Below are 13878 nucleotides of genomic sequence, written 5' to 3' on the forward strand. Positions count from 1 at the left end.
GGTACGGCCCGGACGAGGCCGGCGGGCGCCTACGAGGTCACGTACAGCTTCCGGTCGAAGACGCCGGAGCCGGGGGTGCTCTCCCCGCGGGCGATGGCGGCGCCGCTGCCGGTGCCGTCGGACGGGCAGAGCGCGCTGCTGCCCGGTTGCCGGACGAGGGTGATGTCGTCCGAGACGCCCTGTGCGTCGTCGTGGCCGGGGAGCGGGCGGTTCGGGTTGTCGCGGTTGTAGACGTCGAAGGCGAGTCCCGGGCTGCCGCCGGTCTGGAAGCCGTAGAAGCAGGTGACGGTGAAGCCGAGCACCTGGCCTTCGATCTTGAAGCTCAGGCCGGCGTTGATGGACAGGACGCCGTCGCGCCCGTCCTGGACCGGGTCGTAGGTGACGCTGCCGCTCCGGTCGGGCACTTCACTCAGGTCGAGGTCGGTCGCGGGCGAGCTGAATCCGTTCGAGGTCTGGCAGGCGCCGATCGACGCCGCGGTCAGCTCGCCGGCGCCGGTGGACTCCACGGTGCCCTGCAGCGTCGCGTCCTCGCAGGACCCGGTCACCCGGGAACCGAGGAAGGTGACGGCGAAGTCGAGCGTCCCGACGGTGCTGACCTGCCAGTTGCCGGAGTAGGGGGCTCCGGTGGCGGTCTCCTCGCGGATGGTGGTGGTGGCGGCGGACGCGGTGCCCGCCGTCATGGCCAGGGCGGCGGACGCCGCCACGAGCGGGGTGACGAGCCGGATGGGAGCTTTCACGGGGTCTCCTCCTCGGGAGAGGGCCTTCTGCTTTCGCGTGCGGCGCGCCGCACGCGACCCCCTTTCGCGCGGTGAGCGGGGAGTCATGACCGCGCGAAATACACCCTGTTTGTACCTGAGTGATGCTCGAAAACAAAGACCCGAAGAGAAGAAATCTCACGTTTTATCAGGGTTCGATAAAACGACATCTGTGATCACTAACCCAACTGAGAAATCACCCTCTGAAATCGTCCGGGCGCACCCGGAGAGAAATGGCCGGTGAAATGGCGATTATCGCCGGGCAGGGCTTCTCGCCCACGCGGGGGGCGGCCCCCCGGCGGGGCGGCACCGGCCGGCGACGGTACGGCGCTCACCCGTCCGCTCCCCCCGTCGCCGGCAGGCCGGCTGCGCGCCAGGCCCGGAAGCCGCCGATGACGTCGGTGGCGCGGGTGAGGCCGAGGTCGTGGAGGGACGCGGCGGCGAGGCTGGAGGTGTACCCCTCGGAGCAGAGCACGATGACGCGCACGTCGTGGCCGGTCGCCACGGGCAGCCGGGCGCGGGAGGCGGGGTCGAGGCGCCATTCGAGGACGTTGCGTTCCACGATCAGCGCGCCCGGCACCTCGCCCTCGTCCGCACGCTGCGCCGCGGGCCGGATGTCCACGAGCAGCGCGCCGTCCAGCGTCTCCGCGTGGGCCTGCTCTGGGGAGACGCGGACCAGCCGGCCGCGTGCCTCGCCAAGGATGTCATCGATCGTACGAGCCATGGCATCAAGCATCGCAGCCGGGCATCCGGGCCGGTGCCGCGGGGAGTGCCGCGGCTCGATCTCACCCCGCTCTGAGCTGGGCGTCGGCGGAGGCGAGGATCTCCTGGATCCGCAGCCCGTGCGCGGCGTCCAGGGGGGCGGCGGGTCCGCCGCGGACCGCCGCGGCGAACTCCGCGACCATGGTCGCGAACGCGTCGTCGCCGAGCTGGGACCAGTCGAGCCGCGCATGGCCCCTGCGCCCGTAGACCTCGATGTGGGCCGGGGGCAGCTCGCCGGAGCCCGCCATGGAGACCGATGCCTGGCTGACCGCCCCGCCCTCGTGCTCCAGGGTCAGCCCCACCCAGCCCAGCGGGTCGCCGTGCGCGCGGACGCCGGCGACCCGGCCGAGCGAGGCGTCGAGCAGGTCGACGATGTGCGGGCCGAGGTCGAGGAGCGCGCCCTTCTCCAGCCGCCACGGGGTGGCGAACGGCCCGCCGCTCAGCGCCGAGGAGACGAACGAGCCGTAGCCGCCGAACGGGTCCATCTCGTGGACGCGGCGGAGGAAGTCCCTGGCGGCGCGGGAGTACCGCAGGGTGAAGACCATCTGGGAGACGACGCCCGCCTCGGCGATGGCGCCGGCCAGCCGGCGGGCGCCGTCGAGGTCCATGGCGAGGGGCTTCTCCAGCAGGACGGCCCTGCCGGCGCGGGCGGCCCGCGCCGCGAGGTCGGCCTGCACGTCGGGCGGCACGGAGAACGCCACGGCCTCGCACGCGTCGAACAGCTCCTCGATCCGCGCGAAGGAGGGGGCGCCGTGCTCGCCCGCCAGCCGGGCAGACGCCTCCGCGCGGCGGGCCCACACTCCCGCCAGGTGCGTGGCAGGCCCCGCCGCCAGCGCGGGCGCGTGCACCATCCCGGCCCACGGCCCCGCCCCGACCAGCCCCACCGCCACAGAATCGCTCATGGGGCAAACCTAGACGATCTACCCGCGGGCCGGGGTCCACACGGGCCGCGCAGGGTCGCCGGAGGGCCGTCCGCGCCGGGACGGGCGGCCCTCAGCAGCCGCCGTGCGTGATCATCCAGTCGTCCAGGAACGTCTGGACGTGGTGGTCGTAGAGGCCGCCGTCCGTCAGGTACTCCCGCGCGGACGCGTAGTCCTGGCCGCAGGTGGCGCGCCCGGCCTCGATGGCCCAGTCGTCCGGGGCGACGATGCCGTCGGCGGCGATCAGCGCCAGGAAGTTCACGTCCGCGGCCGCCTGGTCCGGCCGGTCCGGCGGGTCGGGCACCGCCGTCCGGGGTTCGGTGACGGTCACGGTCGGCCGCGGTTCGGGCGAGGTCCCCTCCTCCCCCTGGTTCCGGTCCTGCCGCGGCGAGGGCGGCGCCGACGTACCCGACACCCTGCCGGCGTCGCGCTCCTCGTCCGGGCTCAGCTTGATGAAGGCGACGGTGCCGGCGCACGCCAGGGCAGCCGCGGCGAGCGCGGCCACCACCACGATCACGATCTGCCTCATGGCGTCCCCCCGATGGGCAGCTGCGAGGGAGTCCGGGCGGGGTCTCGCCCATCCCTCGCCGCTGGGCGGGGCCCAACGACTCCAGCGTAGGCACGGCCGCGCCGCCGGAGAAGAATGCGCGTCCCAAATAAAGCGGGTCGCGCCATGACACTTCCGGCGCCCGGTCAGCCGAGCTGGACGCCGAAGAACAGGGCCGCCAGGGCCCCCAGCACGCCCAGGGCCCCCCAGACGGCGAGGCCGGCCTTGGAGGTCGCGCGGGTGTGCATAAACGCGGCCACACCGGACAGGAGGACGAAGACGAGCTTCACCTCCAGCGTGCGCTGCGCCGCGTCGCCCAGGTCGCCCGCCAGGATGTTCCAGACGCCGGTGAGGACGAGGACGGCGAACGCGGGCCAGGCGACCATGTTGTAGCGGCGCGCGGCGACCTTGGTGACACCCTCGAACCCGCGCAGCGCCGGGACGAGCGCGCCGAGCGTGAGCTGCCCGCCGACCCAGATCGTCGCGGCGAGCACGTGAAGGAAGAGCCGCACATCGGCGGTGGTGACCTCGAGCACGGGGGCCTCCTCGGCGGACCGGGCGATGATCGGAAACGGTTCACCGGGACGCTACCGCCTGCCCCCGCCGGGTCACGCGGCACCCCGCGCCTTGCCCGAATGAGGACCTTGGTCCCTTACGGTCCCGGCCGGGGCTGCTTCACGCTGGAGTCCATGAAGCTCGACCAGAGCGGCCTCGAGATCCTCGACGAGGACGAGTGCCGTACCCTCCTCTCCCGCGCCGAGATCGGGCGCATCGTCTTCACCCATCAGGCGCTGCCCGCCATCCAGCCGGTCAACTTCGCGCTCAGCGACGGCGACATCGTGATCAGGACGTCGCGGCGGTCGAGGCTCGCCACCGCCGCGGCCGACACCGTCGTCGCGTTCGAGATCGACGAGTTCGACGTCCGGGCGAGGACGGGTTGGTCGGTGGTCGCCGTCGGGCGCGCCCGGCACGTCGCCGACCGCGTCGAGGCGACGGCGCTGGAGGCGCTGCCCCTGCACAGCTGGGCCCCGGGGGAACGCGAGTACTTCATCCGCATCCGGCCCGAGCTCCTCACCGGCCGCCGGATCGGCGGCCCCGCCGGCCGGTGAGGCGCCGTCTTCCCGGCTAGTCCCGCTCCTCCGTCAGAACGTCCTCGACGGGACGGCGGACGCTGGTCAGCTGCTCGCCGTCCGCGACACCTAGCCGCAGCAGCAGCTGCGGGTAGGCGTCGCCGCAGAACTGGGCGCGGATGAACTCGCGGAGGTCCGGCACCTGCAGCGCCTGGGTGTGATAGGCCGCCGACAGGTCGTGCCCGGCAGCCCGCAGCAGGAGGCGCTGGAGCGCCTGGCCGCTCTTCACCCAGTCGGCGGGCGTGTCGCCGGCGGATACCAGCAGCACGACCAGCCCGGTCAGGGCCGTGTCGTCGTCGGCGGCCACCACGCCCCAGCCCTGGCCGCGGGCGAAGTCGCGGGCGGGGAAGTGCGGCGCGGTCCGCGGCGTCCGCTGCGGGTAGGCGTCCTGCTGGACGCCGTCCATGCGGGAGGTCCCGGGCGCGGGCGCCCACCGGGCGATCTCCGTGGCGTAGGCGGGGGTGCGGCGCTGGACGTGCTCGGCCGCGTCCGTCAGGGCCGCCAGCGCGCCCTTGACGTGGGCGTCGACGGCCTGGACGAGCCGGGCCCCCTCCCGCTCCGCGGCGTGCCGCAACCCGGTCAGGACGCCGGGCTCGGGGGCGGCCGCGAACCCGCCCCGGTGGCTGTGCCGGCGCCGGATCTGCGCATGCTCGCGCTCGACCGCCTCGTCGGCGGGCTCGCCCGGCCGCAGGTCGACGTCGGCGAGCAGCTGCGGCCGGTCCGGGTCGGGCAGCAGGTGGACCACCGGGTCGTAGCCCAGCCTGCGCAGCGCCAGCCGCAGCGTGTAGAGCGCGGCCCCGCAGCTGATCAGCATCTCCCGGCCGCGCGGGTCGGCGACGCCGAGCCTGCGGTCGGGGTCGGCGCGCATGGTGATCCGCGTCCCCGCCACCCCGAACCGCCAGGGCTGGGTGTTGTGCACCGAGGGCGCCCAGATCGCGTCCTCGACGGCGTGCCGCGCGTCGGCCGCGACACGACCCGTGTCCGTATTCGTGGTCCGCATGATCGCTCCTTCCGGGTGCGCACTTCCAGCCTCCGCCGTGCGGGCGGGGCGGGGCAGGGCCGAAAGTCCGTAACCGGGGAGGACGGCCGTCCAGGTCAGGGGCCAGGTCAGGGGACCCGCTCCCAGCCGCGGCGCGGCTTGTGCATGCCGAGCTGCTCGTCGCGGCTGCGGTACACGATGTAGGGACGGGTCAGGTAGCCGACCGGGGCGGTGAGCATGTGCACCAGCCGCGTGAACGGCCAGATGCAGAACAGCGCCAGCGCGCTGAGCGCGTGCAGCTGGAACAGGATCGGCACCCCGGTCATCAGGTCCGGGTCCGGCCGCAGGTAGAACACCGACCGGAACCACGGGGAGACCGTCTCCCGGTAGTTGTAGCCGCCGCCGACGATGTTGGCCGCCACGGTCGCGGCCAGGCCGAGCAGGATGACCAGCGCGAGCACCGCGTACATCAGCTTGTCGTTGCGGGTCGTGGCGGCGAACACGGGGCCGACCGTCCGGCGCCGGTAGATCAGGATCGCGAGGCCCGCGAGGGTGCAGAACCCGGCGACGGTCCCGAGGACGACGGCGATGACGTGGTACATGTCCTCGGTGATCCCGACGGCCTCGGTCCAGCGGTCGGGGATCGCCAGCCCGCCGACGTGGCCGAGCAGCACGACGAGGATCCCGAAGTGGAACAGCGGGCTGCCGATGCGCAGCAGCCGCCGCTCGTACAGCTGGGACGAGCGGGTCGTCCAGCCGAACTTGTCGTAGCGGTACCGCCAGATGTGCCCGAGGACGAACACCGCGATGGTGACGTACGGCAGGGCCACCCACAGCAGGATGCCGGCGACGCCCGGTTCACCGCCGTTCTGCGCGGCGAGGGCGGGCAGCTGACTGGTCATGATGAACGGGCCTCCAGGACCGGATCGGGCAGGAAGACGGGACCCGAGGTCCCGGCGCCGCTCCCGTAGGGGGCGAGGCCGACCTCCTCCTCGGGCGGGCCCTCGGCGATGAGGCGGGCGACGGCCTCCTCGTTGCGGCCGCTCAGCGGCGGCAGCGTCGCCGAGACCGCCTCCAGGACCGGGCACCACGGCGACCGCGACTCGGTGAGCGCGAGACGCAGCAGTTCCAGGCCGGCGCGGTGCTCCAGCAGCAGCCGCCGCCCCTCCGCGAGGTCCCCGGTCGCGGCGAACTCCAGCACCACGGCCAGGTGGTCGGGCAGCTCCCCATCGTCCAGGACGAGCCCCGCCGCCTCGTACGCCTGCTTGAAACGCAGCAGGGCCATCCCCCGCTTACGGGTGTCCCCGTAGGCGTAGTAGGTCAGGTAGAGGCAGCACCGTTTGCGGTGGTCGAACGTCTCGACGTAGTCGGCCTCCAGTTCCCGCAGCGGCGTCGCGTCCAGGTGGTCCAGGAAGCCGCCCAGGGGCGTCCCGGCGGCCGCGGGCAGCCCCGCGACGGCCCGGCGGAGCAGCGGGCGCCGTTCCAGGAGCTCCTCGTCCGGGTAGCCGAGCAGCAGCGACGCGACCTGCCAGGCGGTGGCCAGCTCCGCCTCGGCGAACCCCTTGGCGAACCCCTTCTTCAGGCCCCTGTTCCTCATGGCTTGGGCTCCGTTTCGGCGTCGCCGGAGTCGGCGGGCGGGTTCGTGCCGTCCGGCCCCGGGCCCTCCCCGTCGTCCGTGCGCTTCGGGAACAGCCCGGCCGGGGCGCCCTTGCCGTCCCAGTTGAGCAGGTTGACGCGCTGGTGCTTGTTCTCCGGGTCGACGGGGTTGTCGGCGGTCTGGCGCTGCTGGAGCATGTGGAAGTTCTCCACCGCCACCGGGTTCGGGCCTCCGGACCCCTCACCGAACGGGCCGGAGCCGCCGCCCATGCCGGAGCCGCCCATGCCGGGCCCGCCCTCGTAGTTCAGCGAGCACTCCGTGGCCAGCTCCTCCAGGCCGTGCGCCTGCTCGGCGTGCGCCGTCGGGATCACGTACCGCTCGTCGTACTTGGCGAGGGCCAGCAGCCGGTACATGTCGTACATCGCCTCGCCCGACATCCCGACGCCCGCCGGGATGGACTCGTCGGGCTCGCGGCCGAGGTTGATGTCGCGCATGTAGGCGCGCATCGCCGCGAGCCGGCGCAGGACGGCGTCGACGGGCGCGGTGTCCCCGGCGGTGAACAGCTCCGCCAGGTACTCGACGGGGATGCGCAGCGCCTCGATCGCCGCGAACAGGTTCCCGCGGTCCTCGGCGTCGTGGCCGGTGTCGCGGACGACGTCCACGACCGGCGACAGCGGCGGGATGTACCAGACCATCGGCATCGTCCGGTACTCCGGGTGCAGCGGCAGCGCCACCTTGTAGGTGTTGATCAGCGAGTAGATCGGGGACCGCTGGGCGGCCTCGATCCAGTCACCGGGGATGCCCTCCCGCTCGGCCGCCGCGATGACCTGCGGGTCGTTCGGGTCGAGGAACACGCTGCGCTGCGCCTCATAGAGGTCGGTGTCGTCGGGCGCGGACGCGGCCTCCAGCACCTTGTCGGCGTCGTAGAGGATCAGGCCGATGTAGCGGAGCCGCCCCACGCAGGTCTCCGAGCAGACCGTGGGGATGCCGACCTCGATGCGCGGGAAGCAGAACGTGCACTTCTCGGCCTTGCCGGTCCGGTGGTTGAAGTACATCTTCTTGTACGGGCAGCCGGACACGCACATCCGCCACCCGCGGCACCTGTCCTGGTCGACCAGGACGATGCCGTCCTCGGTCCGCTTGTAGATCGCGCCGGACGGGCAGGACGCCGCGCAACTCGGGTTGAGGCAGTGCTCGCAGATCCGCGGCAGGTAGAACATGAAGGTCTTGTCGAACTCCATCTTCACCTTGTCGGAGATCTCCTTGAGCAGGACGTCCTTGCCGCCGTGCTCGATGGAGCCGCCGAGGTCGTCGTCCCAGTTCGCCGACCAGGTGATCTGCATGTCGTCGCCCGACAGCAGCGACTTGGGCCGCGCGACGGGGGTGTGCTCCTGCAGCGGGGCGTTGGTGAGGTTCTCGTAGTCGTAGGTCCAGGGCTCGTAGTAGTCCTGGATGTCGGGCAGCTTCGGGTTCGCGAAGATCGTCAGCAGTTTGCGGATCCGGCCGCCGCCCTTGAGCGTGAGCCGCCCGCGCTTGTTCAGCGCCCAGCCGCCGCGCCAGCGCTCCTGGTCCTCGTACTGGCGCGGGTAGCCCTGCCCGGGGCGGGTCTCCACGTTGTTGAACCACACGTACTCGACGCCGCTGCGGTTCGTCCACGCCTGCTTGCACGTGACCGAGCAGGTGTGGCACCCGATGCACTTGTCGAGGTTCATCACCATCGACATCTGCGCCATCACGCGCATCTAGTAGGTCACCTCCTGGGAGCGGCGGCGGATCACGGTGACCTCGTCGCGCTGGTTGCCGGTGGGGCCGAGGTAGTTGAACGCGAACGACAGCTGCGCGTACCCGCCGATGAGGTGGCTCGGCTTGATCAGCAGGCGGGTGAGGGAGTTGTGGATGCCGCCGCGGCGGCCGGAGGTCTCTGAGCGCGGGACGTCGATCAGCCGGTCCTGCGCGTGGTACATGTACACCGTCCCCTCCGGCATCCGGTGGGAGACGATCGCGCGGGCGACGACGACGCCGTTGCGGTTGACGGCCTCGATCCAGTCGTTGTCGCGGACGCCGATCTTGGCGGCGTCCTCGGCGCTCATCCAGATGTTCGGGCCGCCGCGCGACAGCGAGAGCATGAACAGGTTGTCCTGGTACTCGGAGTGGATCGACCACTTGTTGTGCGGGGTGAGGTACCGGACGGTCAGCCCCAGCTCACCGGTCTCCCCCACCTCGGGCTCGCCGAACAGCGCCGTCATGTTCAGCGGCGGCCGGAACGTCGGCAGCTGCTCGCCGAGCTCCTCCATCCAGTCGTGGTCGAGGTAGAAGTGCTGCCGCCCGGTGAGGGTGTGCCAGGGCTTGAGGCGCTCGACGTTGATGGTGAACGGCGAGTAGCGGCGCCCGCCGCTCTCCGACCCCGACCACTCCGGCGACGTGATGACCGGGACGGGCCGGGCCTGGGTGTCGGCGAAGGTGATCTGCTTGCCCTCGTGCTCGGCGGCGAGGTCGGCGAGCCGGGAGCCGGTGCGCCGCTCCACGGCCCGGAACCCCTGGGTGGCCAGGTGCCCGTTCGTCGTCCCGGACAGGGCGAGGATCATCTCGCAGGCGTGGACGTCGCGCCGCAGCGACGGCCGCCCGTCGGCCGGGCCGCCCCGGACGACGCCGTTCTTGTGCTTGAGGTACTCGACCTCGCGTTCCAGGTCGAACGTGACGCCCTTGGTGGTCGCGCCGAGCCGCTCGGCGAGCGGGCCGAGCGCCATCATCTTCGCGGCGACCGCCGGGTAGTCGCGCTCCACCGGCACGAGCTTCGGCAGCGTCACGCCGGGCACGGGCTCGCACTCCCCCTTCGCCCAGTCGGCGACGCGGCCGTGCGGCGTGGCCATCTCGTCGGGGGTGTCGTGCAGCAGCGGCACCGCGACGAGGTCCTTGCGGACGCCGAGGTGCCGCTCGGCGAGCCGGCTGAACGCGACCGCGATGTCCTGGAAGGCCCGCCAGTCGCTGCGGGTCTGCCACGGCGGTGAGATCGCCGGGTTGAACGAGTGCACGAACGGGTGCATGTCGGTGGTGTTGAGGTCGTGCTTCTCGTACCAGGTCGCCGCCGGCAGGACCACGTCGGAGTAGATCGTGGTGCTGGTCATCCGGAAGTCGAGCGACAGCAGCAGGTCGAGCTTGCCGGCCGGGGCGTCCTCGTGCCAGACCACCTCCTTCGGGCGGTTCGCCGGTTCGGTCTCGCTCGCGCGCACGGCGTTGTCGGTGCCGAGCAGGTGCTTGAGGAAGTACTCGTTGCCCTTGGCGGACGAGCCGAGGAGGTTGGCCCGCCACACGCTGAGGACGCGGGGGAAGTTCTCCGGGGAGTCGGGGTCCTGGCAGGCGAACTTGAGCCGTCCGGCCTTCAGCTCGTCCACGACGTGCTCGGCGGGCTGCCGGCCGGCGGCCTCCGCCTCGTCGGTCAGGTCCAGGGGGTTGCGGTCGAACGTCGGGTAGGACGGCATCCAGCCGAGCCGGGCGGCCTGCGCGATGACGTCCGCGGTGGACCGGCCCGTGAGCTGCCCGGCGGCGCCGCCCGGCGGCCGCGCCGCCGAGAGGGTGTCGGCGCCGAAGTGGTCGTAGCGGAACTGGTCGGTGTGCAGGTACCAGAACGCCGTGCTGATCATCTGGCGGGGCGGCCGGGACCAGTCCAGCGCGCCCGCGAGCTGCGCCCACCCGGTCACCGGGCGGCACTTCTCCTGCCCGACGTAGTGCGCCCAGCCGCCGCCGTTGACGCCCTGGCAGCCGGTCAGCGTCGTCAGCGCCAGGAACGCCCGGTAGATCGTGTCGGAGTGGAACCAGTGGTTGGCGCCGGCGCCCATGATGATCATCGAGCGGCCGCGGGACTCCTCGGCGTTCGCGGCGAACTCCCGCCCGATGCGCTCCGCGGCCTGCGCGGGGACGCCCGTGATGGCCTCCTGCCACGCGGGGGTGCACGGCTGCGACGCGTCGTCGTACCCGGACGGCCACGAGCCGGGCAGGCCGTCCCGGCCCACCCCGTACTGGGCGAGCAGCAGGTCGTAGACGGTCGTGACCAGGTGGCCGGCCACGTTCCGCACCGGCACGCCGCGCCGGATCGTGCCCGGCGAGCCGCCGGGTCCGTCGAAGCGGGCCAGCTCGACCTCCACGGCGTCGCCGCCGGGGCCGCCCCCGACCGACAGCAGCGGGTCGGCGTCGCCGAGGTCGAGGTTCCACCGGCCCTCGCCCGACTCGCCGTACCGGAAGCCCAGCGACCCGTTCGGGACGAGGGGGTGCCCGGTGTTCGCGTCCAGGACCACCGTCTTGAACGCGGCGTTCTCCGAGCCCGCCTCGGCACCGGGCAGGTCGGCCGCGGTGAGGAACTTGCCCGGGACGTACGCGTCGCCGTGCTTGTCCACCCGCACCAGGAACGGCAGGTCGCTGAAGCGCTTGACGTAGTCGGTGAAGTACGGGACCTGCCGGTCGACGAAGAACTCCTTGAGGACGACGTGGCCCATGGCCATCGCCAGGGCGCCGTCCGTGCCGGGCTGGGCGGCGAGCCACTCGTCGGCGAACTTGACGTTGTCGGCGTAGTCGGGCGACACCGCGACGACCTTCTGGCCCCGGTAGCGGGCCTCGGTCATCCAGTGCGCGTCGGGCGTCCGCGTCACCGGCACGTTGGAGCCCCACATGATGAGGTATCCGGCGTCCCACCAGTCCCCCGACTCGGGGACGTCGGTCTGGTCGCCGAACACCTGCGGGGACGCGACGGGAAGGTCGGCGTACCAGTCGTAGAACGACAGCATCGTCCCGCCGATCAGCGAGATGAACCGCGAGCCCGACGCGTGCGACACCATCGACATCGCCGGGATCGGGGAGAAGCCGGCGACGCGGTCGGGCCCGTACTCGGCGATCGTGTGCACGTGCGCGGCGGCGACGATCTCGGTCGCCTCGTCCCACGTGGCCCGCACCAGCCCGCCGCGGCCGCGCGCCGCCTTGTACGCGCGGGCCTTGTCCGGGTCGGAGACGATCTCCCGCCACGCCTCCACGGGGTCGCCCGTCCGGGCCCTGGCCTCCCGGTACATCTCCAGCAGGACGCCGCGCACGTAGGGGTAGCGCACCCGGGTGGGCGAGTAGGTGTACCAGGAGAACGACGCGCCGCGGGGGCAGCCGCGGGGCTCGTACTCCGGCCGGTCGGGGCCGACCGAGGGGTAGTCGGTCTGCTGCGCCTCCCAGGTGATGATGCCGTCCTTGACGTACACCTTCCACGAGCACGACCCGGTGCAGTTCACCCCGTGGGTGGAGCGCACCACCTTGTCGTGCGACCAGCGGTCACGGTAGAACGCGTCGGCCCCGCGTCCGCCCGCCTTCGTCATCGTCCGGAGATCCGGCGACACCCGGGCGCGGGTGAAGAACCTGCGGGTTCCCACCAGCGCCTCTTCCAGCGGCCCGTCCAGACCCGGCCGGCCCTCGGTCGAACTCACCCTCGAATCCCCTCTTCCCGCATCGCCGTGCCCATCAGCCGTTCCGCTCGCTCACCACGGCCCGCTGGACGACGGTCGCGGTGAACACCGCGGCCGCCGCCGCCACGAGGGCGAGGAGGACGAACCCCACAGCATAGGAGCCGAAACTGCCGTAAATGGAGCCCATAACCAACGGCGGGACGAACCCGCCCAGACCACCGGCCGCGCCGACCACCCCGGTGACCGCGCCGACCTTGTTCGCCGGGGCGAGCCTCGCCACCAGCGCGAACGTCGCTCCGCTACCGGCGCCGAGCGCCGCCGCCATCGCCAGGAACGCGATCGTCCCGAGCGGCATCAGCGGCGGCGAGAACGCCTGCACCACCGCGCCGACGACCACCACCACCAGGGAGGCCACCATGACCCGCACCGCGCCGATCCGGTCGGACAGCCACCCGCCGATGGGCCGCATCAGGACCGCCAGCAGCACGAACCCGGCCATCCGGTTCGACGCGTCCGCCTGCGACAGGTCGTACTCCTCCTTCAGGTAGGTCGGGAGGTACACCGAGAACGCCACGTAGCCGCCGAAGGCCACCGCGTACAGCGCCGACATCTGCCAGGTGACCGGGAGCCTCGCCGTCGCCGCCAGCCGCTTGCCGAGCGGAGCGTCGGGCATCGTGCGCCCGGGCGCGTCCCGCACGACGAGCCACGCGGCCACGGCGTAGGCGGCGAGCACCACTGCCATCAGCTGGAACGGGAACTCCATCCCGCGCGAGTCGACCAGCGGGACCGTCGTCAGCGCGGTGATCGCCGTGCCGCCCATCCCGGCGCCGAAGATCCCGATCGCCAGCCCCCGCCGCTCCGGCGGGAACCACGCGTTCACGAACGGCACGCCCACCGCGAACACGGTGCCGCCGACACCGAGGAAGAACCCGCCGACCAGCAGCGACACCAGTGACGAGTTCCCCCAGAGCCCGAGGTAGAGCACGGGCACGATCGTGATGGCCGACAGCGCCGGGAACATCACCCGCCCGCCGAACCTGTCGGTCAGCGCGCCCACCGGGATCCGGCCGACCGACCCCACGATCACCGGTACCGCGACCAGCAGCGACTGCTCGAAGGACGTCAGCCCCAGCGACTCCTGGAACCGGGGGGCGAGCGGGCTGAGCAGGGCCCAGGCCCAGAAGTTCAGGGCGAAGCCGAGGGTGGCCATCGCCAGCATGAGGACCGGCCGTCCCGCGCCCTCGGCGCGCCCCGGCCCCGGCGGTCCGGCACCGGTGTCCCGTCGCGTCTCCGTCACGTCCGCACCACTTCCGCCATCGCGATTCTCGACTGCCGGTGGGCCTTCCCGGCCCCACCCCGGGTAACCATGATCGGCTTCCCGGCGGTCTTCACCCTCTCCGACCGCCGCGGCCCCCGGGAAGGGACCTTGGTCCCCGGAGAGGTAGATCTCCCCGGGCGGTGCCCGGACACCCTCCGCCGGGCGGGCGGGATGACCTAACGTTGTCGGTATGCAGGCAGTTCACCGCCGGGGCGAGGCGGCCCAGTGACCGATCACCGCGAGCTTGTGGGGGCGTTGCGGCGGGCCGGGGCGAGCGGGGTCGACGACTCCGCGCTGGCGCGGGCGATGTACTCGTCGGACGCCTCGCTGTACCGGGTGCCGCCGCGGGTCGTGGTGACGCCCCGGGACGCGGGCGAACTGCCGGCGGTGCTGGGGGTGTGCCGCGAGGCCGGGGTCCCGCTGACGATGCGGGGC

The 13878-nt window shown here is 72.5% G+C and carries 13 protein-coding genes; 2 read left to right on the forward strand and 11 right to left on the reverse strand.

Annotation, left to right across the window (positions count from 1 at the left end; all coding sequences use genetic code 11):
* Positions 1–29: 29 nt before the first annotated feature.
* The 5 genes from E1289_RS31170 to E1289_RS31190 all read right to left on the reverse strand — a co-directional run bounded on the left by E1289_RS31170 (position 30) and on the right by E1289_RS31190 (position 3520).
* Complete coding sequence (locus tag E1289_RS31170; RefSeq protein WP_131986620.1) at positions 30–737, reverse strand: hypothetical protein; 708 nt, start codon at positions 735–737, stop codon at positions 30–32.
* Positions 738–1086: 349 nt separating this feature from the next.
* Positions 1087–1479 carry a rhodanese-like domain-containing protein gene (locus tag E1289_RS31175; RefSeq protein ID WP_207929267.1) on the reverse strand — a complete coding sequence of 131 codons (393 nt, stop codon included), beginning with the start codon at positions 1477–1479 and terminating at the stop codon, positions 1087–1089.
* A 61-nt stretch (positions 1480–1540) separates the two neighbouring features.
* The gene (locus E1289_RS31180) at positions 1541–2419 is read right to left on the reverse strand and encodes a Gfo/Idh/MocA family oxidoreductase (RefSeq protein ID WP_131986624.1); all 879 of its coding nucleotides are present in this window, start codon (positions 2417–2419) and stop codon (positions 1541–1543) included.
* Between the two features lie 91 nt (positions 2420–2510).
* Positions 2511–2966: a hypothetical protein gene (locus tag E1289_RS31185; RefSeq protein ID WP_131986626.1), complete on the reverse strand. Its 456-nt coding sequence runs from the start codon at positions 2964–2966 to the stop codon at positions 2511–2513.
* A gap of 164 nt (positions 2967–3130) precedes the next feature.
* Entirely contained in the window at positions 3131–3520 is a 390-nt protein-coding gene (locus E1289_RS31190; protein WP_131986628.1) for a hypothetical protein, read from the reverse strand.
* Positions 3521–3673: 153 nt separating this feature from the next.
* Between E1289_RS31190 and E1289_RS31195 the strand changes: the two genes are divergently transcribed.
* Positions 3674–4093, forward strand: a complete 420-nt coding sequence (locus tag E1289_RS31195; RefSeq protein ID WP_131986630.1) for a pyridoxamine 5'-phosphate oxidase family protein — start codon at positions 3674–3676, stop codon at positions 4091–4093.
* Positions 4094–4109: 16 nt separating this feature from the next.
* Here E1289_RS31195 and E1289_RS31200 read toward each other — a convergent pair whose 3' ends face one another.
* From E1289_RS31200 to E1289_RS31225, 6 genes are all read right to left on the reverse strand, one after another.
* Positions 4110–5114, reverse strand: a complete 1005-nt coding sequence (locus tag E1289_RS31200; protein ID WP_131986632.1) for a hypothetical protein — start codon at positions 5112–5114, stop codon at positions 4110–4112.
* A 107-nt stretch (positions 5115–5221) separates the two neighbouring features.
* The gene (gene narI / locus E1289_RS31205; protein WP_131986634.1) at positions 5222–5995 is read right to left on the reverse strand and encodes a respiratory nitrate reductase subunit gamma; all 774 of its coding nucleotides are present in this window, start codon (positions 5993–5995) and stop codon (positions 5222–5224) included.
* A complete protein-coding gene (gene narJ, locus E1289_RS31210; protein ID WP_131986636.1) occupies positions 5992–6690 on the reverse strand; it encodes a nitrate reductase molybdenum cofactor assembly chaperone in 699 nt (232 codons plus the stop codon). The genes narI and narJ overlap by 4 nt, the downstream gene beginning before the upstream one ends.
* Positions 6687–8432 carry a nitrate reductase subunit beta gene (gene narH / locus E1289_RS31215; protein WP_131986638.1) on the reverse strand — a complete coding sequence of 582 codons (1746 nt, stop codon included), beginning with the start codon at positions 8430–8432 and terminating at the stop codon, positions 6687–6689. The genes narJ and narH overlap by 4 nt, the downstream gene beginning before the upstream one ends.
* Positions 8433–12146, reverse strand: a complete 3714-nt coding sequence (locus E1289_RS31220) for a nitrate reductase subunit alpha (protein WP_165970677.1) — start codon at positions 12144–12146, stop codon at positions 8433–8435.
* A gap of 34 nt (positions 12147–12180) precedes the next feature.
* Entirely contained in the window at positions 12181–13422 is a 1242-nt protein-coding gene (locus tag E1289_RS31225) for an MFS transporter (protein ID WP_243713269.1), read from the reverse strand.
* Between the two features lie 246 nt (positions 13423–13668).
* Between E1289_RS31225 and E1289_RS31230 the strand changes: the two genes are divergently transcribed.
* Positions 13669–13878: FAD-binding oxidoreductase (locus E1289_RS31230; RefSeq protein ID WP_131986640.1), on the forward strand; the 210-nt coding region annotated here is incomplete at its 3' end.

The organism is Actinomadura sp. 6K520 (assembly GCF_004349245.1).
Lineage (GTDB): Bacteria > Actinomycetota > Actinomycetes > Streptosporangiales > Streptosporangiaceae > Spirillospora.

What these genes read in the sequence shown, in the direction of transcription:
- E1289_RS31175 (WP_207929267.1), bottom strand. Translation starts at nt 1,479, where the DNA reads ATGGCTCGTACGATCGATGACATCCTTGGCGAGGCACGCGGCCGGCTG.
- E1289_RS31180 (WP_131986624.1), bottom strand. Translation starts at nt 2,419, where the DNA reads ATGAGCGATTCTGTGGCGGTGGGGCTGGTCGGGGCGGGGCCGTGGGCC.
- E1289_RS31185 (WP_131986626.1), bottom strand. Translation starts at nt 2,966, where the DNA reads ATGAGGCAGATCGTGATCGTGGTGGTGGCCGCGCTCGCCGCGGCTGCC.
- E1289_RS31195 (WP_131986630.1), top strand. Translation starts at nt 3,674, where the DNA reads ATGAAGCTCGACCAGAGCGGCCTCGAGATCCTCGACGAGGACGAGTGC.
- E1289_RS31200 (WP_131986632.1), bottom strand. Translation starts at nt 5,114, where the DNA reads ATGCGGACCACGAATACGGACACGGGTCGTGTCGCGGCCGACGCGCGG.
- narI (WP_131986634.1), bottom strand. Translation starts at nt 5,995, where the DNA reads ATGACCAGTCAGCTGCCCGCCCTCGCCGCGCAGAACGGCGGTGAACCG.
- narJ (WP_131986636.1), bottom strand. Translation starts at nt 6,690, where the DNA reads ATGAGGAACAGGGGCCTGAAGAAGGGGTTCGCCAAGGGGTTCGCCGAG.
- narH (WP_131986638.1), bottom strand. Translation starts at nt 8,432, where the DNA reads ATGCGCGTGATGGCGCAGATGTCGATGGTGATGAACCTCGACAAGTGC.